The 18,531-nt window shown below is 59.7% G+C and carries 17 protein-coding genes and 1 tRNA gene; 8 read left to right on the plus strand and 10 right to left on the minus strand.

Features of this window, described 5'->3' with window-relative positions; genetic code table 11:
• Positions 1 to 28 precede the first annotated feature (28 nt).
• From dpiA to REA38_RS02145, 3 genes are all read left to right on the plus strand, one after another.
• Positions 29 to 715, plus strand: coding sequence for a two-component response regulator DpiA (gene dpiA / locus REA38_RS02135; RefSeq protein WP_308884788.1), 687 nt, complete (start codon positions 29 to 31; stop codon positions 713 to 715).
• A 102-nt stretch (positions 716 to 817) separates the two neighbouring features.
• Positions 818 to 3,901 carry a beta-galactosidase gene (locus REA38_RS02140; RefSeq protein ID WP_308884790.1) on the plus strand — a complete coding sequence of 1,028 codons (3,084 nt, stop codon included), beginning with the start codon at positions 818 to 820 and terminating at the stop codon, positions 3,899 to 3,901.
• Positions 3,902 to 4,022: 121 nt separating this feature from the next.
• Positions 4,023 to 4,098 (plus strand) — tRNA-Asn (locus REA38_RS02145).
• A gap of 96 nt (positions 4,099 to 4,194) precedes the next feature.
• Here REA38_RS02145 and REA38_RS02150 read toward each other — a convergent pair.
• Positions 4,195 to 5,028: an oxidoreductase gene (locus tag REA38_RS02150; RefSeq protein WP_033635190.1), complete on the minus strand. Its 834-nt coding sequence runs from the start codon at positions 5,026 to 5,028 to the stop codon at positions 4,195 to 4,197.
• 105 nt (positions 5,029 to 5,133) lie between these two features.
• Here REA38_RS02150 and REA38_RS02155 point away from each other — a divergent pair, with 105 nt between their 5' ends.
• Entirely contained in the window at positions 5,134 to 6,054 is a 921-nt protein-coding gene (locus REA38_RS02155; RefSeq protein WP_039565226.1) for an AraC family transcriptional regulator, read from the plus strand.
• A gap of 213 nt (positions 6,055 to 6,267) precedes the next feature.
• Positions 6,268 to 7,068 (plus strand): serine protease, encoded by an 801-nt coding sequence (locus tag REA38_RS02160; RefSeq protein WP_308884793.1) that lies wholly within the window; start codon positions 6,268 to 6,270, stop codon positions 7,066 to 7,068.
• Positions 7,069 to 7,302: 234 nt separating this feature from the next.
• Here REA38_RS02160 and REA38_RS02165 read toward each other — a convergent pair whose 3' ends face one another.
• Positions 7,303 to 7,875, minus strand: coding sequence for a hypothetical protein (locus REA38_RS02165; RefSeq protein WP_308884795.1), 573 nt, complete (start codon positions 7,873 to 7,875; stop codon positions 7,303 to 7,305).
• Positions 7,876 to 8,004: 129 nt separating this feature from the next.
• On the opposite strand from REA38_RS02165, the gene REA38_RS02170 reads away from it, so the two are divergent.
• A complete protein-coding gene (locus tag REA38_RS02170; RefSeq protein WP_308884797.1) occupies positions 8,005 to 8,895 on the plus strand; it encodes a LysR substrate-binding domain-containing protein in 891 nt (296 codons plus the stop codon).
• Here REA38_RS02170 and REA38_RS02175 read toward each other — a convergent pair.
• From REA38_RS02175 to REA38_RS02205, 7 genes are all read right to left on the minus strand, one after another.
• Positions 8,892 to 9,620, minus strand: a complete 729-nt coding sequence (locus REA38_RS02175; RefSeq protein ID WP_308884799.1) for a PA1136 family autoinducer-binding transcriptional regulator — start codon at positions 9,618 to 9,620, stop codon at positions 8,892 to 8,894. The genes REA38_RS02170 and REA38_RS02175 overlap by 4 nt on opposite strands.
• Positions 9,617 to 10,492: a glyoxalase III HchA gene (hchA, locus tag REA38_RS02180; protein WP_049211345.1), complete on the minus strand. Its 876-nt coding sequence runs from the start codon at positions 10,490 to 10,492 to the stop codon at positions 9,617 to 9,619. Before hchA ends, REA38_RS02175 begins: the two co-directional genes overlap by 4 nt.
• A gap of 101 nt (positions 10,493 to 10,593) precedes the next feature.
• Positions 10,594 to 11,361 (minus strand): ABC transporter ATP-binding protein, encoded by a 768-nt coding sequence (locus tag REA38_RS02185; protein WP_043147669.1) that lies wholly within the window; start codon positions 11,359 to 11,361, stop codon positions 10,594 to 10,596.
• Positions 11,348 to 12,337: an iron ABC transporter permease gene (locus tag REA38_RS02190; protein WP_308884801.1), complete on the minus strand. Its 990-nt coding sequence runs from the start codon at positions 12,335 to 12,337 to the stop codon at positions 11,348 to 11,350. Before REA38_RS02190 ends, REA38_RS02185 begins: the two co-directional genes overlap by 14 nt.
• A 63-nt stretch (positions 12,338 to 12,400) precedes the next feature.
• The gene (locus tag REA38_RS02195; RefSeq protein WP_202637324.1) at positions 12,401 to 13,477 is read right to left on the minus strand and encodes an ABC transporter substrate-binding protein; all 1,077 of its coding nucleotides are present in this window, start codon (positions 13,475 to 13,477) and stop codon (positions 12,401 to 12,403) included.
• 46 nt (positions 13,478 to 13,523) lie between these two features.
• A complete protein-coding gene (locus REA38_RS02200; RefSeq protein WP_223182167.1) occupies positions 13,524 to 13,922 on the minus strand; it encodes a hypothetical protein in 399 nt (132 codons plus the stop codon).
• 16 nt (positions 13,923 to 13,938) lie between these two features.
• The gene (locus REA38_RS02205; RefSeq protein ID WP_041035867.1) at positions 13,939 to 15,309 is read right to left on the minus strand and encodes an MFS transporter; all 1,371 of its coding nucleotides are present in this window, start codon (positions 15,307 to 15,309) and stop codon (positions 13,939 to 13,941) included.
• A 334-nt stretch (positions 15,310 to 15,643) separates the two neighbouring features.
• Here REA38_RS02205 and amiA point away from each other — a divergent pair, with 334 nt between their 5' ends.
• A complete protein-coding gene (gene amiA / locus REA38_RS02210; RefSeq protein ID WP_308414704.1) occupies positions 15,644 to 16,474 on the plus strand; it encodes an N-acetylmuramoyl-L-alanine amidase AmiA in 831 nt (276 codons plus the stop codon).
• 54 nt (positions 16,475 to 16,528) lie between these two features.
• A complete protein-coding gene (locus REA38_RS02215) occupies positions 16,529 to 17,581 on the plus strand; it encodes a porin (RefSeq protein WP_308884804.1) in 1,053 nt (350 codons plus the stop codon).
• A 67-nt stretch (positions 17,582 to 17,648) separates the two neighbouring features.
• On the opposite strand, the gene REA38_RS02220 is transcribed toward REA38_RS02215, so the two are convergent.
• Complete coding sequence (locus REA38_RS02220; protein ID WP_033647942.1) at positions 17,649 to 18,479, minus strand: alpha/beta fold hydrolase; 831 nt, start codon at positions 18,477 to 18,479, stop codon at positions 17,649 to 17,651.
• Positions 18,480 to 18,531: the final 52 nt, after the last annotated feature.

The following is an 18,531-nucleotide window of genomic DNA, read 5'->3' on the forward strand; positions in this document are numbered from 1 at the left end:
CATCTTGATTGCAATAGTAGGTTTCATTATGGAATGGCTGAACATCCTGATCGTTGAAGACGAAACGCCGCTGGCGGAGATGCACGCGGAGTTTATCCGCCAGAACGGCGGCTGCCGCCAGATTTGGCTGGCCAGCACGCTGGCGCAGGCGCGCGCCATGACCGAGCGCTTCAAGCCGGACCTGATCCTGCTGGACAACTTTCTGCCCGACGGCCAGGGCATCACCCTGCTGCGCGAACTGACGCTGAGCGGGTATCGCGGCGGCATCGTGTTCATCACCGCCGCCAGCGACATGGCCACCGTGGCCGAGGCGTTGCGTTACGGCGTATTCGACTACCTGATCAAACCGCTGGCCTATGACCGGCTGAGCCAGACCCTGCAGCGCTTCAGCCAGCGCCGCGAAGCGCTGAAAGACAAAGCGCGCCTCAACCAGCGCCGCATCGACGAGATGTTCAACACCTACGCCCGCGGCGAACAGCAGGCAGCGCTGCCCGCCGGCATCGACGAGCTGACGCTGGGCAAGGTCCGCGCGCTATTTGCCGAACCCGCCGCGCGCCACACCGCTGAAAGCGTTGCGCAAAAAATGGGGCTCAGCCGCACCACCGCGCGCCGTTATCTGGAGTTTTGCACCGCCGCGCAGCAGCTGCGCGCCGAGATCATTTACGGCAAGGTCGGCCGCCCGCAGCGGATCTACCGCGCCGGCGAACCGCATTAGCGGTTATTTGATCGCCCTTGCAAGGTTGCGTGTAACCGCTTTACTTTTTATGCGCCGGTCAGCATCTTGGTGAGCATCACCTAGCCGACTGGACGATCGCCGATGCCCGCTGCGCCCCTTGCTTCCCTGACCGAGATCCTCGCCCGCCGTGACTGGCAAAACCCGGCCTGCACCCACTACCGCCGGCTGGACGCCCACCCGCCGTTCGCCAGCTGGCGCACGGTGGAAGACGCGCGCAACGATGCCCCCAGCGCCAGCCGCCGCTCGCTGAACGGCGAGTGGCGCTTCAGCTATTTCCCGCGCCCAGAGGCGGCGCCGGAAGGCTGGCTGCAGCAGGATCTGCCGGATGCCGCCCCGCTGGCGGTGCCGAGCAACTGGCAGCTCGCCGGCTACGACGCGCCGATTTACACCAACGTGCGCTACCCGTTCCCGGTCGATCCGCCTCGCGTGCCGGAAGACAACCCGACCGGCTGCTACTCGCGCACCTTCAGCGTCGATCCGGCCTGGCTGGCCGCCGGCCAGACGCGCATCATCTTCGACGGCGTCAACTCGGCGTTCTATTTGTGGTGCAACGGCCACTGGGTCGGCTATTCGCAGGACAGCCGCCTGCCGGCGGAGTTCGATCTCAGCCCGTGGCTGCAGCCGGGAGAAAACCGGCTGGCGGTGATGGTGCTGCGCTGGTGCGACGGCAGCTATCTCGAAGATCAGGACATGTGGCGCATGAGCGGCATCTTCCGCGACGTCAGCCTGCTGCACAAACCCGCCGCGCACCTGAGCGATGTGCGCATCACCACGCCGCTGCATGACAGCTTTACCCGCGGCGAACTGGTGGTGACGGCGCGCGCCAACCGGCCCGGCCCGCTGCAGGTGCAGGTTCAGCTGTGGCGCGATGGCGCGCGGGTGGCCGAACGCACCCAGCCGCTCGGCAGCGAGATCGTGGACGAGCGCGGCGCCTATGACGATCGCGTCACGCTGCGCCTGCCGGTGGAACGCCCGGCGCTGTGGAGCGCCGAAACGCCCGCGCTGTATCGCGCCACCGTCACCCTGCTCTCACCCGAGGGGGAGATTATCGAGGTGGAGGCCTATGACGTCGGCTTCCGCCAGGTAGAAATCAGCGGCGGGTTGCTGAAGCTCAACGGGCAGCCGCTGCTGTTCCGCGGCGTTAACCGCCACGAGCATCATCCGCGCTACGGCCAGGTGATGGACGAGGCGACGATGCGCCACGACATCCTGCTGATGAAGCAGCACAACTTCAACGCGGTGCGCTGCTCGCACTATCCCAACCACCCGCTGTGGTATCGGCTGTGCGACCGCTATGGGCTGTACGTGGTGGACGAAGCCAATATCGAGACCCACGGCATGCAGCCGATGAACCGCCTGGCTGACGATCCGCTGTGGCTGCCGGCGATGAGCGAGCGCGTTACCCGCATGGTGCAGCGCGATCGCAACCACCCCTGCATCATTATCTGGTCGCTGGGCAACGAGTCCGGCCACGGCGTGAACCACGACGCGCTGTACCGCTGGGTGAAAAGCCAGGATCCGACCCGCCCGGTGCAATATGAAGGCGGCGGCGCCGACACCGCCGCTACCGATATCATCTGCCCGATGTATGCGCGGGTGGATCAGGATCAGCCGTTCCCGGCGGTGCCCAAATGGGCGATCGGCAAGTGGATCGGCCTGCCGGAGGAACAGCGGCCGCTGATCCTGTGCGAATACGCCCATGCGATGGGCAACAGCTTCGGCGGCTTTGAGCGTTACTGGCGCGCGTTCCACGAACATCCGCGCCTGCAGGGCGGCTTTGTCTGGGACTGGGTCGATCAGGCGCTGATCAAGCGCGACGCACAGGGCGAAGAGTTCTGGGCCTACGGCGGCGACTTCGGCGATACCCCCAACGATCGCCAGTTCTGCCTGAACGGGCTGGTGTTCGCGGATCGCACCCCGCACCCGGCGCTGTTCGAAGCGCAGCGGGCGCAGCAGCTGTTCCGCTTCGCCTTCGACGCCGCCTCGCTGACGCTGACCGTCACCAGCGATTACCTGTTCCGCCAGACCGACAACGAGCAGCTCAACTGGCGGCTGGAGCTGGACGGCGTGGAGCGCGCCAGCGGCAGCTTCGATCTGGCGCTGCCGCCGCAGGGCAGCCATAGCTTCACCCTGCTCGACCGCCTGCCGATGCTGCATCAGCCCGGCGAGCTGTGGCTGAACGTGGAGGTGGTGCAGCCGCAGGCCACCGACTGGTCCGAAGCGCATCACCGCTGCGCCTGGGATCAATGGCGGGTGCCGCGCGCGCTGCATCCCGCGCCGCCGCCGGCGCAGGGCGTGCCGCCCACGCTGACTGAAGACGATCAGGGGCTGACCCTCACCCACGGCGACCAGCGCTGGCGCTTCGAGCGCAGCAGCGGCCATCTGACGCAGTGGTGGCAGAATGAGCAGCCGCAGCTGCTGACGCCTCTGCGCGACGGCTTTGCGCGCGCGCCGATCGATAACGACATCGGCGTCAGCGAGGCGGACCGTATCGATCCCAACGCCTGGATCGAACGCTGGAAGCGGGCGGGCCTGTACCGGCTGGAGGAACGCTGCACGCGGCTGCAGGCCGATGCGCTGCAAAACGGCGTGCAGGTGGTGAGCGAACACCAGTTCGGCGTGGACGGGCAAATTTTGCTGATCGGCCGCAAACAGTGGCTGTTCGATGCGCTGGGCGCGGTGAACGTGAGCGTGGAGGTCGAGGTGGCCGATACTCTGCCGCCGCCAGCGCGCATCGGCCTGCACTGCCAACTGGCGACGGTGCAGCCGCAGGCCGAATGGCTGGGCCTGGGCCCGCACGAGAACTACCCGGATCGCCGCCTGGCCGCGCAGCACGGGCGTTGGCGCCTGCCGCTGGCAGATTTGCACACGCCGTATATTTTCCCCGGCGAGAACGGCCTGCGCTGCGACACCCGCAGCCTGCGCTACGGCGGCTGGCGCATCGACGGCCGCTTCCACTTCTCGCTCAGCCGCTACGGCCTGCAACAGCTGATGGCCTGCAGCCACCAGCATCTGCTGCAGCCGGAAGCCGGCACCTGGCTGCATCTGGACGGCTTCCATATGGGGGTGGGCGGCGACGATTCCTGGAGCCCGAGCGTGCACCGGGATTACCTGCTCACCGCCGGCGTTTACCGCTATCAGCTGCGCCTGCAGCGGGCGGCCTGAGGGCTAAATCTGCCAAAAAACTCAACGGGTTGCGCATTCTGTAAGCAAACAGTCACAGAATGTGTAATCCGCCTTTGACATGCCGACGGCGCCTCGCTATTATTCGCCCCGTTCCAACGATTCCTCTGTAGTTCAGTCGGTAGAACGGCGGACTGTTAATCCGTATGTCACTGGTTCGAGTCCAGTCAGAGGAGCCATATTTAGAGAAGCCCGCTCAGGGAAACCCGAGCGGGCTTTTTGCTGTTGGGCGGTCATAATCGGTGATCCCCTGCACTCTCCCTACCCGAAACCGGTCAGCCATCCGTTGAACGGGTAAGTTGCTCCCATTGTTCAATTTCCTTACCTAACGCCTCGAGCTTTTGCCGCACCAAACTTAATGCGTCACTGCCTAACAACAGATGCGTGGGTGGGGTCTGGCTCTCGATCAATGCCAGCATGGCGTGAGCCGCCTTCACGGGATCGCCGAGTTGCTTGCCGCTTTTTTCCTGACGCGCCTGACGAACAGGTTCAAATAACGCGTCATAGTCCGGGAGACGGCGAGGGCTACGTACCATTGAGCGCCCGGCCCAGTCCGTCCGAAACGAGCCGGGCGCTACTGCGGTCACGTGTATGTTGAACGGGACAAGCTCTTTGCTTAACGTTTCTGATATCCCTTCCAGTGCAAATTTGCTGCCGCAGTAATAGCTGATACCAGGTAAGGTAATGAAACTGCCCATTGAGGTGATATTAATAATGTGGCCGCGACGGCGCTGGCGCATGCCCGGCAGCACGGCTTTGATCATCGCCACCGCGCCAAACACATTGACGTCAAACTGGCGGCGCAGCTCTGCAAGCGGGGATTCTTCCAGTATGCCTTCATGGCCGTAACCGGCATTGTTCACCAGCACATCTATCGGACCGACGGCGGACTCTATCTCTCCAACCACCTCATCAATACGTTCAACGTCCGTGACATCAAGCAGATAGCCAAAAGCCCGCTGCGTATCGAGCGCGCCGAATGCCTGCAGTGCTTCGCTGTTGCGCACCGTCCCTACAACCCGATGCCCTACGGCGAGGGCTTCCCGCGCCAGCGCCTGGCCAAAGCCACTGCTGACTCCGGTAATTAAAATCGTTTTTGCAGATGCCATACAAAGAACTCCCATGAACCATGAAGGTTGCATGGTATTCTCTGTACTGCCGCATTTTTAGGCCGTATCTTCTCTTTTTCTTGCCTGATTTTATGAGGTGGTGGGATGTCCGACATGATTGCCCTGATGAATAGACTTGCGGTGCAAGAGGGATACAACCTCACTGCCCTACCTGATGTGCGAATTTTGCGATCCGATCGCCCGCTTGCCAGAACGCCGGTGCTTTACGATCCGGGGATCGTGATTGTCTGTCAGGGCAGCAAACGCGGCTATTTCGGCCAGCAGACCTATTTATATGATGAGCAGCACTACCTGGCGGTTTCGGTGCCGGTGCCGTTTGTGATGGAAACCGATGCGTCGGCAGCACATCCGCTGCTGGCGATTTATATGCATCTGGATTTTCAGCTTGCCGCTGAACTGATGTTGCAGATTGAACAGCATGGCGCCCCGCACCCTCCCGTCGCGCCGCAAAGCATGATGTCGAGCCCCATGGACGACAGGGTAAAAATGGCCGTACTTCGCTTACTTGAAGTCCTGGCTGACCCGCTTGAGGCGGCGATCCTCGGCCCGACGCGGCTGCGTGAGCTTTATTTTCGCGTGCTGACAGGCGCACAGGGCAACGCCATGCGTGCCGCGCTGGCCTTGCAGGGCCAGTTTGGCAAAATCGGTAAAGCGCTGCAGCACATCCATGCCGCTTACGCGGAGCCGCTAACGCTGACGCAGCTGGCGATGAAGGCCGGCATGAGCGTGCCGACCTTTCATAGCCATTTCAAAGCGATAACGAAGATGCCGCCGATGCAGTATGTGAAATCGGTACGCCTGCACCAGGCACGGATGCTGATGGTGCGCCAACAAATCACCGCCGCCGCCGCGAGTTACGCCGTTGGCTATGAAAGCCCATCGCAATTTAATCGCGAATTCAAACGTCTGTTTGGCCTGCCACCGGCAGAGGAGATAAAACGCATGCAGCGTAACTTCGCCATTCCGCCCGCGCAGCCTGCGTCGGTATTTGTTTCGTCGCACTGAGGCTTATTTGGTATGGCAAACTCTGCCTTGGGGTATGGAGTGTTCGCTTCTGGCGCGAAGCGGACAGACTGGAGAATAGTCAAGAGGAGCGAACGTTAGTACTGCCTAAAAACTTGCTACAAGGCGTATGGCTATTACCCATTGAATTGAACACGCCTTCAATAGATGTTTTGATAGGGGATGTATTTCATCTGACAATATGCAAGGAATAGCATGCTAACTGACGCCTCCATGATTTATCCCTATCTACCTATTGGAGTCTTTGTTCCAAACTGGATAGAAAAAAATTTAACATCGACCCTGATTTTGGACTGGCGGAGTGCACTAGTGTCATTTTTCGTCAAAAAAGAATTCAGCACTCAGGAGGCTGTACTGGTCGGCAGCGGTTTTCTCTACTTGCTTGATGGTAAAGTGCCATGCATTATGACGGCTTCTCATGTTATCACCGAGATGCGTAAAAGCGATTTACCTTTTATCTCAATTGATGGTGTTAAATTCCTGTTCGAAAATCTAGAAATACTTTTTAATAATGAACAAGATTATGCAGTTATACCTTTGCCGAAAAAGATTGCAATGGGTATTCCTGACAGCAGATTATTCACTTCTATCGATAATACCAGAGAGATTAAAACCTCCTCTTTTGTCATTATTGGTTACCCTGCAAAGCACAACAAACTACATAGACTGCGGCCGGAGAGAGGGCTGACGCCTTTCGCCCTAACTTTTCACAATTTTCACTATGATCGGGTAACAGAGGATATCTTCTTTCACTTTATCCCTGATGGGAAAAATAAAAATGTCACTTTTGAACCGATCAGCTGTACAACAGCTACACCATCGCTGGCTGGAATGAGTGGAGGCGTGATTGCTCAGATCGTTATGAGCAGCGGCGTTGAACGGTATTCACTTCGGGCAGTTAGTTCATTTAAAGAACATCGAGCAAAAAGAGGAAACTTCCTGGTGGGTACGACCTTTATTGATTTTTCTAATGAACTAAATGCGTTGTTCAAATAATGTCGTCACCTGTACCCATTTTCATCCGACTTACATGATGTTAACGCCATCCGTTCTGAGCGAGAAGCGGAGCTTGGCTACTACCCAATTAAGGAAAATCTAATGAATGATTGCACAGAAATGCTGAATTCATTAAAGATATAAATTGGGTATCGCAATCTCTGCTCCAACAATCCCCCAAAAACAAAAAAGCCCACCCCGCCCCCAGGCAGGCCCTTGTCCCTCCGCAATGTCTCAGCCCCCATCCCGCTCCGCAACCCGCGCCATCAACGCCCCCAGCAACGCCAGATCGACCAGCAACGCCAGCGCGAAACAGCTTCCTCTCACGCCCGGCGCGGCATAGGTTTGAACCAGCAAAGCGGCAACCCCCACGGCCACGATGGTCACCACCGTCGTCAGCCTGCACGCCACGGCGAACGCCGTTTTCTCCCCCACCGCCGTGCGGTAAGCCACGCCCTGCCCCAGGCCGCCGAGGGCGATGCCCGCCAGCAGGGCCGGCCAATCATGGCCGCCGAACAGCATCAGCAGCGTCAATAGCCACCCCGCCGCCGCCAGCAAAAAACCGTAGCGGAGCATAGCCAGCGCAGGCCGCTTCCGCAGCGGCTGCCAGCGGGCCAGCGCGGTGCCGCCTAGAAACGCCAGCGCCAATGCCGTTAGCAGCATCAGCGCTGCGCCGATGCCCAGCAGGCTTTCGGTCTTCAGCAGCAAAGCGCCTGCCGCGACCGGCACGCTGAGCGCCAGACCGCTCGCCGCCGTTCCCGTGTGTTCCATGGCGCCCAGGGCGCCGTTGTTGACATATATGCTCATCGTTAACTCCCGACATGGTGGAAATGATGAAATAAATTCATTTCCCTGTTCACATGTCAGTAGCCTATCTCTTGTATAATCGGTCAGATAAACTCATAGTTTTCAGCCTTAGATGAGAATAACTCAGCCATGAGAAAAACCCGTTTGCCGCCGCTGGGCGCGCTGCGCGCCTTCCACGCCGTGGCCGGCTGCCGCAGCTTCAAACTGGCCGCCGAGGAGCTGGGCGTCAGCGCGACGGCGGTCAGCCATCAGATCAAGCTGCTGGAGTCGGTGCTGGCATGCCGGGTGTGCGAGCGCAGCGCGCAGGGCGTCAGCCTGACCGAGACCGGCGAGATCCTGTATGCCGGCACCCAGCGCGCCTTCGCCGCACTGGAGCAGTCCGTCGCCCAAATCACCCGCGCCCAACAGCCGCCGGCGCTGACCGTCACCACCACCTCCAATTTTCTCACCCACTGGCTGGTGCCGCGCCTGGCGGATTTCAAGGCGGAGTTTCCCGCCATCGATCTGCGCCTGCACACCAGCGTCGAGCGCGTCGATCTCAACCAGCGCACCGTGGACGTCGCCATCCGCTACCGTGAAACGCCGGAAACCGATCTGCACTGCACCCTGCTGCATGAGGATCGCTTTATCGTGGTGGCCAGCCCGGCGCTGGCGCTGGAGCGCAGCGAGGATTTGCAGCGGGTAACGCTGTTTCACGTGGAACATCGGCAGGTGCCCGCCGACGCGCCGACCTGGGAAAACTGGCGGCGGCGCTACGGGCCGGAAGGGTTGAACGTGGAAGCCGGGTTGACCTTCAGCGACGAGACGCACGCGCTGCAGGCGGCTGTGGCGGGCCAGGGGGTGGTGATCGCCAGCCGGCTGCTGGCGCGCGATTTGTTGCAGCGCGGCGTGCTGGCCGCGCCGTTCGAGATGTCGTTACCCGGCGCCAACTATTACCTGGTAGCCACCGAAGAAACCGCGCAGCGCCCCGATATCATTGCGCTGCGCGAGTGGCTGCTGCGGCAAATGGCGGTGGGCTAACGGCGCTCGGGGGCGATTTCCCCCAGGCGGATCGCCACGCCGATCGCCTGCGCGGTAGTGGCGGCACCAAGGCGTTGGCGAATGCGCCGCAGGTGGTTTTCCACCGTGCGCTCAGACAGGCCGAGCATCGCGGCGATATCCGCCTGCCGCCGGCCGATGGCGGTCCAGCTCAGCACCTCGCGCTCACGCGCCGACAGCCTGCTCTCCCCCTCGCCGGCCGCCGGTGCGAACAGCCGCCGCGCCGCCTGAAAGGCCGCCGTGCCCACCAGCGACAGCGCCAGCCGCGCCGGCGGCGAAGCGTCGATGCGCTCGCCCCCCAGGCTGACGGCGCCCTCCAAACCGGCCGGGCCGAACACCGGGATCTGCACGCCGTGCAGGCCGGCGCCACGCGGCGTGCGTACAATCCGGTAGCGCTCGCCCTGCTGCGCCCGGGTCTTGGTCCAGAAGAACGGCTCGCTGACCCGCAGCATATGCCGGGTCACCGGGCAGTGCCGCACGTAGGTCAACGCATCGACCGCCTCGCCGTCGCCGAACCAGTCGCCCTCGACCCAATAGATATGCTCGATCCCCGCCTCCGCCGCAGCGGAAGCGGAAAACAGCACAAAGCGATCGAAGCCGAACGGCGCGGCAAAGGCACGAACCCGCCCCTGAATGGCGGACAGGGTTCGCTCGTGGTCCATCGCCAGCGCCGTCTGGAAAGCGCGCTGCGCGATCTCGTCGCTCATCGCACGGCGACGTCGGCCAGCAGCGTCTCCGCCGCCAGCTTGCCGAGGTTGTTGGAAGCCAGCGGGCTGTCGCCGGTCAGCAGGCGCCGATCTTTATGCACCTTGCCGGTGATGTCGGCGTTAACGATCTTCACGCCCCGCTCGCGCAGGCGTTCGCCCACCAGCCAGGGCATCGGGCCGGGGATGTAGCCGATGTCGATGTTGGCGCCGGTATCGAGCGAGTCCGGGAACACGCACATTTCATAGCCACGATAGAGGAAATCCTCTTTGCTCTCGTCGATGCCCGCCGCCAGCAAACCGGCCGGCCCGTGGCACAGCGAAATCACGTAGCGATCGTTGTCGTGCGCCCAGTGCAGGGTCTTTTTCACCTCTTCGCTGAACGGGATATCATTCAGCACGCCGTGGCCGCCGGGGATGAAAACGCCGAGGTAGTTGCCGCCATCCAGATCCTTCACCACCTCCGTCAGCTTTTTCGGCTGCTTGAGCTGGCTGCGGTACTTCTCGTAGGTGGCCTTGACCGCGTCGTCTTCCTGCGGGAACGCCCACATCTCCAGCTTCACCGGATCGCCGGACGGCGTAGCGATGTCGATCTCGAAACCGGCCAGATCCAGGTGATGCATCGGCAACAGCATTTCGACCGGGTGATTGCCGGTGGAGAAGAACTTGCCGTTTTGCATCAGCAGGTAGCGCTCCTGCGAGGCGATCATCAGCACCTTCCATTTGCCGCCGCGATAGGCGTTCGGGTAGCTGGCGCCCGCGAAGTCGGTTTTGGACGAGGTGTACTGGCTGAGGGAGTAAGGTGATGGGAAGAACGCGTTGTCTTCCGCCACATCCGGGGTGGGATTACGATCGTTGGACACTGAATCAGTCATGATTATCTCCATATTCACCGTTACGTTGCCCTTTCAGCTTAAATAACCGCCGGCGGGGCCGCAATGAGGGATATCCCTCAAGCAATCCTTGCAGCCGAAACTCAGGCGAGATTGCGTAGAGCGATAATAAAGGTTTCTTCGCTGGCGCCCTGGTGTTCATAGCGGCATTTTCTGACCGGCACCCGGAAATAGCGCTCCAGGATATCTTCCTGCAGCACTGCGCTTTTAACGCCAAACAGCGACTGCCGTTTTGCCATCAGTAAACACTTGTCGGAGATGCGTTCGGCGTAATTGAGGAAATGCGTATTCAGCACGATCGTCATCTGCCGCTCTTTGGCGAGGCGCCACAGCATTTCGATCATTTTGGCCTGATTGTAAAAATCCAGATTCGATTCCGGTTCGTCGAGGATCATGACGTCGGGATCTGCCACCAGCGCCTTGGCGAAATAACACATCTGCAGTTCACCGCCGCTGATCTGGTTGATATTTTTCTGCGCCAGCGGCGCGATCTCCAGCGCGTGCAACACCGCCTGCGCCCTGGTGAAATCTTGCCGCCGCGGCCCGGCGAACCATCCCGCCTGGCGGGCGCAGCCGAAAGTGACAAAATCGAGTACGCCATAGGAAAAATGTGGCGCCTTCGCCTGCGGCACGTAGGCCAGGCGCGCCTCTCGATTATCGACGCGGCCGATCTCGCACCTGCCGGCGCTGGGCCGACACAGGCCCGCAATATTTCTCAGCAGCGTCGTTTTGCCGGCGCCGTTCGGGCCCAGCACGCTGAGGATCTCGCCGCGCTTAAGCTCGAAGCTGACGTTGTCGAAAATGGGCTCCCGCCCCTTGAAACCAAAGGCTAGCCGGCTAGCGGTGATCATATCGATTCCCCAGAATAAAAAGCACCGCGAAAAGCGGCGCGCCGATCAGCGCGGTCAGGATGCCGATTGGAATTTCCGTATAGGTGGCACCTCTCGCAATATTGTCGATAACCAGCAAAAACAACGCGCCGCCGAGCGCCGATGCTGGGATCAGACGGCCGTGGTTATATCCCAGCACGCTTCGCACCAAATGGGGGATCACCAAGCCAACCCACCCCACCACGCCGGCCAAACTCACCGAGGCGGAAACCAGCAGAGAGGCGGCGATCAGCAATAGGATCTTCAGCCGCGACGGGTTCAGGCCGGCAATGCGCGCCTCGTCGTCCCCCAGCGAGAGAATGTTCATGTTCCACCTGAGCCGGTAGATAGTCAGGTAACACGCCGCAAACAGCGGGATCAGCCAATAGACCTGCGCTTTCGCCAGCGAAGCGAAGCTGCCCATCAGCCAGAAGACGATGGCGGGCAAGGTATCCTGCGGATCGGCGACATATTTGATGGCCGAGACAAACGCGATAAACACCGACGCGATAATCATGCCGGACAGGATCGTCGTCAGCGCATCCTGCCGGCGTTTCAGGCGGCAGATGCCAAGCACCAGCAACAAACTCACCACGCCGAAAAGAAACGACAGCAGGGAACTCAGGGCAAAAGGCAAACTCAATAAAATGCCCAGCGCAGCGCCAAAGGCGGAGGCGGAAGACGTGCCCAGCACGTCCGGGCTGGCTAACGCGTTTTTCAGCACCGCCTGAAAGGTCGCGCCGGCGACCGCCAACCCGCCGCCCACCAGCATCACCGCCACCACCCGCGGCGCACGCAGGTTAAAAATCACCGAATAGTGGGCCTGGTTTTCCCCCGGCATGTTCCCCTGCCATAAAATCTGCAGCACATCATGGGCCGACAAGGCGTAACGGCCGGCAAACAGTGATGCGACGGCAACCACACACAAGGCTAAAAACAGCCCTACCATGATCGCCATATATTTTCCTCTGCCCGGCATCCCCAAGCTCCTCCAACCCACTAACGCAATTCAACCGTGGTGCTAGCGCTGTGCCAGCACCTCATCCAACAAACGGTCCGGGATCGCATAGGAGAACATCGTCTGATAATAGCGGCGCGTCTCCTCCCGCAGCGTCTTGTCGCTAATGTCTTCAGGGGCATAGCGGTTGATCATAAACAGCGGCAGCAGTGACGTTTCCGCCGACAGCCCCCCCCAGTTATGAATGCCCACCGGCGTCGAGAAAACCTTGCCGTTTTTTACCGCCCTGAGCGTCTCCCAGGCCTGGCCGGGGATCCCCCCGTGCAGCAGCGCTTTGGCGCTGCCGAAAACCACGAAAATCACATCCGGGTCCCAGGCCATGATCTGCTCCATCGAAACGTTGATGTACCTGCCGGCATCCCCTTTCACCGGCAAATCCCCGGCGACGTTGTCCATGCCGGCCATTTTCAGGTAGGTGTCGCCGTAGGTATGCGGGCCGCTCACCTTCAGCTGCCTGCCGTCGCTTTCTTCGAGATACAACGCCCTGACGTGCTGCGCGCGGATGGCTGCGGCATAGGGGCGGATCTGCTTCAGGGTCTTTTCCCAGGCGTCTTTGAATTTGTGCGTGCGCGGCAGGCCGAGCGTGTCGGCGAAGGTATTTTCCCAATACATCTGGGTGACCATCGGTTGGTACTTTGTCTTCCCGCCGGCATCCAGATCGACGGTCATCACGCCCGCCCTTTCCAGCCGATCGTCCTGGCTTTTGCCGTAGTAATAAATAATGTCGGGCCGTAGATTCATTAACGACTCCATGTTGACCCGGTAGTCCTTATTGATGAAGGCGGAGGTGATCCTGCCGATGTCAGGCTTCATGTCCTTCAACACATGCATATCGGCATGCATGAACGCCCAGGGCCCCACGCCGACGACGTGCCGGTAGGCCGCCTCATTCGCCAGGATCACGCCGAAGGGGCAGTTGCCGGTGATGACGATCCGCTGATAGTGGCCAGGCAACTTTTGCACCGCTGCGCTCTGCGGACGTTCGGCCGCCGCCGGCTGACTACCGCTGGCGCAAGGCGCCGTCGGCAAGGCGAATATTGCCAGCAGCGCGGTGGCGATAAATTTCACTGTGACGCACATGGTGCCTCCTGTGCGCACGCTCGGCGGCGTGCGGCGATGGGCTGCGTTAGGCCGACGCGGCGATGCCGGCGGCCATGATGGTTATCCCGGCCACAAAGACGATTGCCGTGGTGGCGACCGCGCCGCCGCCGACCAACGCGGCGGTTTTTCCTGTGGAAAGGTCTTTTCGTTGCAGGAAAGAGAGCTGCGACAGGGGAATGATTTTTCCGCTGTCGGCGACCAGGTCTTTTGGTTCAACCTTAGCCACCGTCAACTCGCCGCCGCTGCCGTCCTTCAGACCATATTTCAGCTGGTCGCCGACATAGACCGGCGGCTGCAGCAGGTAATATTGGCTATTGAGCCCCGTCTCTTTTTGTTGCAACGCCACGTCGTGGTAGGTCGTGCAGCCGGCAAGGGAAAACGCCGCCATGCCGATAACCAACGGCACTAATGGGATAAATCGCATGGGAAACCTCGTGCTTCTATTTACTGGTTTTTAACGTAACGGCGGACTTGAAGCGCATATAGCTCACGACCAGAGAAAGGAACGAGAATGCCGCCCCCGCCATTAAACTGATATTCGTCGCTTGCGCGCCCCGCATGTTGAAGAAAATCGCCACCAACGCCGAACCGACGATTTGCCCAATCAGCCGGGAACTGCCCAACAGGCCGCTGGCGATGCTGCTGTTTTCATGGGAGACCGACGTCATGATCAACAGGTTGTTCGGTGATTGAAACAGGCCGAAACCGATGCCGCACAGCGCCACGCGCCATACGATCGCCCCATTCGACGGATCGCTCGGCAGATTGGCCATCAGCAGCATGCCTGCCAGCAGACAGGCAAGGCCCGAGAGGGCAACAAGATTGGGATCGTACTTCTTGGCCAAATCGCCGGAAATTAGCGAAGACGCCATGGTGGCCAGCGGCCAGGCGGTCAGCAACAGACCGATTTCCACTACGTTTCTTTGCAGAACGTTGTGAAAATAAAAAGGCAGCGAAACATAGGCCAAAAGCTGGGTGCTGTAGGACAGCATCGACATCAGCAAAGACAATGACAGCGTCGGGTTATGCAGCATCGCGATCGGGATCAGCGCGGCGTCGGCCTTTCTTTTTTGATTGATGTACAGCAACCCGGCCAGCCCGGCGAATACCGCAAAGCTCAGCGCCGCCGCCGGCAGATGGTGAGTGGTCATGCTCATGGTGCTGAGCGAGAAAGCGATAAACAGCACAAACACCAACAGGGCGCCCCCGCTGTCGAACCCAACGCTGCGCCGCTCGCGGGAACCCAGGAATATCACGCTCAGCAGCAGCGACAGGCAGGCGATGGGAACATTAATGGTAAACAGCCAGTTCCAGCTCGTTTGAGAAAGTATCGCCGAGGCGATGGATGGCCCGGCGGCGGCGGAAACCGACACCACCATCACGTTTATGCCCAGGCCGCGCCCAAGCAGCCTTGCCGGGTATATCTCCTTGATCAGCGCCGCATTGACGCTGAGCACCGCCGCCGCGCCGAAGCCCTGTATCACCCTGAATGCCGTCAGCATCTCCAGCGTCGTGGACAGCGCGCAGCCCAGGGATGAAAAAGCGAACAGCACCACCCCGGCCATAAAGATTTTTTTATTGCCCACCGCGCGGCCCAGCGCCGCGAAGGGCATCAAAGAGGCCACGACGGCAAACTGGTAGGCATTAATAATCATGATGGAGGCCGATTCGGAAACGCCGAAATCTTTGGCGATCACCGGCAGCGCCACGTTGGCGATGGTACTGTCGAGCATGGCGATAACCGTGCTTAACGAGACGGCGAGAACGGCGAATATATTTAATGTCTCTTTTTCCTGGTGTTTAAAAGTCATGTTAACGCTCCAAAAACGTGAGTGACTTCATGCCGGCGGCAAAGACCCCGTTTTTTATCCGTTTTAGTAATTATGTTATAACATATCAATTAAAGAGGAGAATAAATCTCATTTGAAATATTAGATTAAATAGTGTGTCAAAATAAGAATTAACAAATACAAAACAAATTAGTAGCAATACGAATATTCAATAAACAAAATAAATGCAGTATAAAAAACCAGTGAATTTAAGGAATGACATTAAAAGTAACAGCCGCTAACAGACAACCCCGCTGGCGCGTGAAATTGTTATGTTATAACAAAAACACCCTTTCCTTTTATGCTGGTTAACCTTATGGCTAAGACGGACCTTTTGAACACCCGGTTATCTCGCCGCAGAATGATGTTGGCAGGGCTGGCGGCCCTGGCGCTGAACGGCGCCGTTTCCCCGCTGGCTCACGCCCACGGCCTGCCGCGCCCCAAACCTCAGGGGGCGCGAAAAAGATTCCTGGTCATGTTGGATCCCGGTCATGGCGGCATCGACTCCGGTGCCATTGGCCACACCGGTTCGCTGGAAAAACATGTCGTTCTGGCGATCGCCAGAAATGTGCGTGCACAGCTCGATCGACACGGCATCGATGCCCGCCTGACGCGCGACAGCGACATTTTTATTCCGCTTTACGATCGGGTGGAGATCGCGCACCGGCACGGTGCGGATCTTTTCATGTCCATCCACGCCGACGGTTTTACCTGCCCCAGCGCCTGCGGCGCTTCGGTCTTTGCGCTTTCCAATAAAGGCGCCAGCAGCGCGATGGCGAAATACTTATCGAACAGTGAAAACGCGGCGGACGATCTCGCCGGCCCTAACGTCATCAAGAAAGACCGCTATTTGCAGAAGATACTGTTTGATTTGGAGCAGACGGAAACGATCAAAGAAAGCCTGACGCTGGGCTCGCACCTGATTCAACATATTGCGCCCATTCATCATCTGCATGCCAAAAATACCGAACAGGCGGCCTTCGTGGTCTTAAAATCCCCGTATATTCCTTCCGTGTTGGTGGAAACCTCTTTCATCACCAACCCTGAGGAAGAAAGACTGCTCGGCACCCCCGCATTCCGAAATAAAATTGCCACGGCGATCGCTCAGGGGATCGTCAGTTACTTTAAACGCGAAACGCACGCTTAAGCTTCGCCGGAGCGGCAAGCTCACGGGCTTGCCGCGCACAGGGACGGTGTCATCATGATAAAATGCAATCCGCGTTATTTTTCGGCGGGCATGCTTTTCCCCCTGCTGGCCCTATTACCACGCGGCGCCTTCGCCGTGTCGTTGACGGGGTCGCAGCAAAACAGCCTGAATTTCTACGGCACGATTATCGCCAGACGCTACAGCGGCCAAAACGCGCGCGACGACGGCGACCGCAGCTACCTCTATTTCGGCCTGATAGGCAAAAAAAAGATCGCGCCGCGCTGGCGGGCCTACGCCCACTGGGAATATACCGTCAGCTTCGCCGACGCGACTCGCAACAGCACCCGACTCGCCTATATTGGGGTGCAAAACGCAACCTTCGGCAGCCTCGATATCGGCCGCAATTGGGGCGTGCTCTATGATGTGACCGCCCTGACCGATCGCTCTCCGCTGTTTAGAGAGATGGCCTACAACTACATCGACAATTTTATGCGCGGCCGGGCGCGTAACCTGCTCACTTACCGCCGCCCCTTCAGCCTGTTTCAGCGGCGTGCCGCACTCGCGTTGCAATATCAGTTCAAAGACGGCGACGACCGGCAAACGCCGGGCAAACAAAACGGCAACGGATTCGGCCTCTCCTTCCGTTATGCGCTGACGCCGACGCTCAGCCTCATCGCCGCCGCCTCGGCGTCTCAAACCACGCAGCGGCAACAACGCGCCGCCGGCTATCGCCGGCGCATCGATACGCTGTCCGAAGGGGTTCTCTATGCGTCGAAAAAAATCTATCTTGCGGCCGTGTTCACCCAAAGCGACAACGCCATCAGCCCGCAACAAACCGCTAACCGCGGTTCGGCGTCAAGTTATGAAGCGCTCGCCAAATATCGGCTGACGGACCATATTCAACCCAACATCGGCTATACCCGTTTGATACAGACCCGGGCAGGCCGGAACACGGACTTATTGAACTATGAGGAGTTGGGGGTCACCTGGTTGCTCAACAGCAATATGCAGGTGTTTATTAACTATGAATTCAATAACCTTTCGCAGCACACGCCCGGCGTCGATGCCTCGGACAAGCTCGATATGGGCATCAGCTATCACTGGTGATCCGCTCTCCCTCAGCCAATAAAAAGCCCCGCCCGGTGAAGGGCGAGGCTCGCGACGCGTTGAGTCTTTAGCTGTTCACGAACGCCAGCAGATCGGCGTTGACCTGATCGGCATGGGTGGTCGGGATGCCGTGCGGCGCGCCCTTATAGGTATTGAGCGTGCCGTTTTGCACCAGCTTGGCCGACAGCACGCCGGAATCCTGATAAGGCACCACCTGATCGTCGTCGCCGTGGATCACCAGCACCGGAATGGCGATCTTCTTGAGATCTTCGGTGAAATCGGTCTGCGAGAAGGCGACGATGCCGTCGTAGTGCGCCTTGGCGCCGCCCATCATGCCCTGGCGCCACCAGTTCCAGATAATCGCCTCCGACGGTTTGGCGCCCGGGCGGTTATAGCCGTAGAACGGGCCGGCGGGCACGTCGTAATAGAACTGCGCCCGGTTGGCGGCCAGCTGCGCCTGGAAATCATCGAACACCGATTTTGGGGTGCCCTGCGGATTGGCGTCGGTTTTTACCATCAGCGGCGGCACCGCGCTGATCAGCACCGCTTTGGACACCTTGTCCTCGCCGTGGCGCACGATATAGCGCACCACCTCGCCGCCGCCCGTCGAGTGGCCCACGTGCATCGCGCCCTGCACGCCCAGGTGTTTTACCACCGCGGCGACGTCATCGGCGTAGTGGTCCATGTCGTGCCCTTCCGACACCTGGCTGGAGCGGCCGTGGCCGCGGCGATCGTGCGCAACCACGCGGAACCCTTTGTTCACGAAGAACAGCATCTGGGCATCCCAGTCATCGCTGGACAGCGGCCAGCCGTGGTGAAAATAGATAACCTTGCCGTTTTTGGGGCCCCAATCCTTGTAGAAAATCTCGACGCCATCGCTGGTCGTTACGTAACCCATGTCGTTTCTCCCATTTACACTTTGGTTAAAAAAGAAGGTTTATACTGCGCGC

The sequence above is a fragment of the Serratia sp. MF1(2023) genome, from assembly GCF_030954545.1.
Classification (GTDB): Bacteria; Pseudomonadota; Gammaproteobacteria; order Enterobacterales; family Enterobacteriaceae; genus Serratia; species Serratia sarumanii.

Coding starts and splice junctions, on each gene's coding strand:
- amiA (WP_308414704.1), top strand. CDS start 15,644: ATGGCTAAGACGGACCTTTTGAACACCCGGTTATCTCGCCGCAGAATG.
- REA38_RS02220 (WP_033647942.1), bottom strand. CDS start 18,479: ATGGGTTACGTAACGACCAGCGATGGCGTCGAGATTTTCTACAAGGAT.
- REA38_RS02140 (WP_308884790.1), top strand. CDS start 818: ATGCCCGCTGCGCCCCTTGCTTCCCTGACCGAGATCCTCGCCCGCCGT.
- REA38_RS02170 (WP_308884797.1), top strand. CDS start 8,005: ATGAGAAAAACCCGTTTGCCGCCGCTGGGCGCGCTGCGCGCCTTCCAC.
- REA38_RS02150 (WP_033635190.1), bottom strand. CDS start 5,028: ATGGCATCTGCAAAAACGATTTTAATTACCGGAGTCAGCAGTGGCTTT.
- REA38_RS02175 (WP_308884799.1), bottom strand. CDS start 9,620: ATGAGCGACGAGATCGCGCAGCGCGCTTTCCAGACGGCGCTGGCGATG.
- REA38_RS02155 (WP_039565226.1), top strand. CDS start 5,134: ATGTCCGACATGATTGCCCTGATGAATAGACTTGCGGTGCAAGAGGGA.
- REA38_RS02160 (WP_308884793.1), top strand. CDS start 6,268: ATGCTAACTGACGCCTCCATGATTTATCCCTATCTACCTATTGGAGTC.
- REA38_RS02205 (WP_041035867.1), bottom strand. CDS start 15,309: ATGACTTTTAAACACCAGGAAAAAGAGACATTAAATATATTCGCCGTT.
- REA38_RS02185 (WP_043147669.1), bottom strand. CDS start 11,361: ATGATCACCGCTAGCCGGCTAGCCTTTGGTTTCAAGGGGCGGGAGCCC.
- REA38_RS02190 (WP_308884801.1), bottom strand. CDS start 12,337: ATGGCGATCATGGTAGGGCTGTTTTTAGCCTTGTGTGTGGTTGCCGTC.
- REA38_RS02215 (WP_308884804.1), top strand. CDS start 16,529: ATGATAAAATGCAATCCGCGTTATTTTTCGGCGGGCATGCTTTTCCCC.
- hchA (WP_049211345.1), bottom strand. CDS start 10,492: ATGACTGATTCAGTGTCCAACGATCGTAATCCCACCCCGGATGTGGCG.
- REA38_RS02200 (WP_223182167.1), bottom strand. CDS start 13,922: ATGCGATTTATCCCATTAGTGCCGTTGGTTATCGGCATGGCGGCGTTT.
- dpiA (WP_308884788.1), top strand. CDS start 29: ATGGAATGGCTGAACATCCTGATCGTTGAAGACGAAACGCCGCTGGCG.
- REA38_RS02165 (WP_308884795.1), bottom strand. CDS start 7,875: ATGAGCATATATGTCAACAACGGCGCCCTGGGCGCCATGGAACACACG.
- REA38_RS02195 (WP_202637324.1), bottom strand. CDS start 13,477: ATGTGCGTCACAGTGAAATTTATCGCCACCGCGCTGCTGGCAATATTC.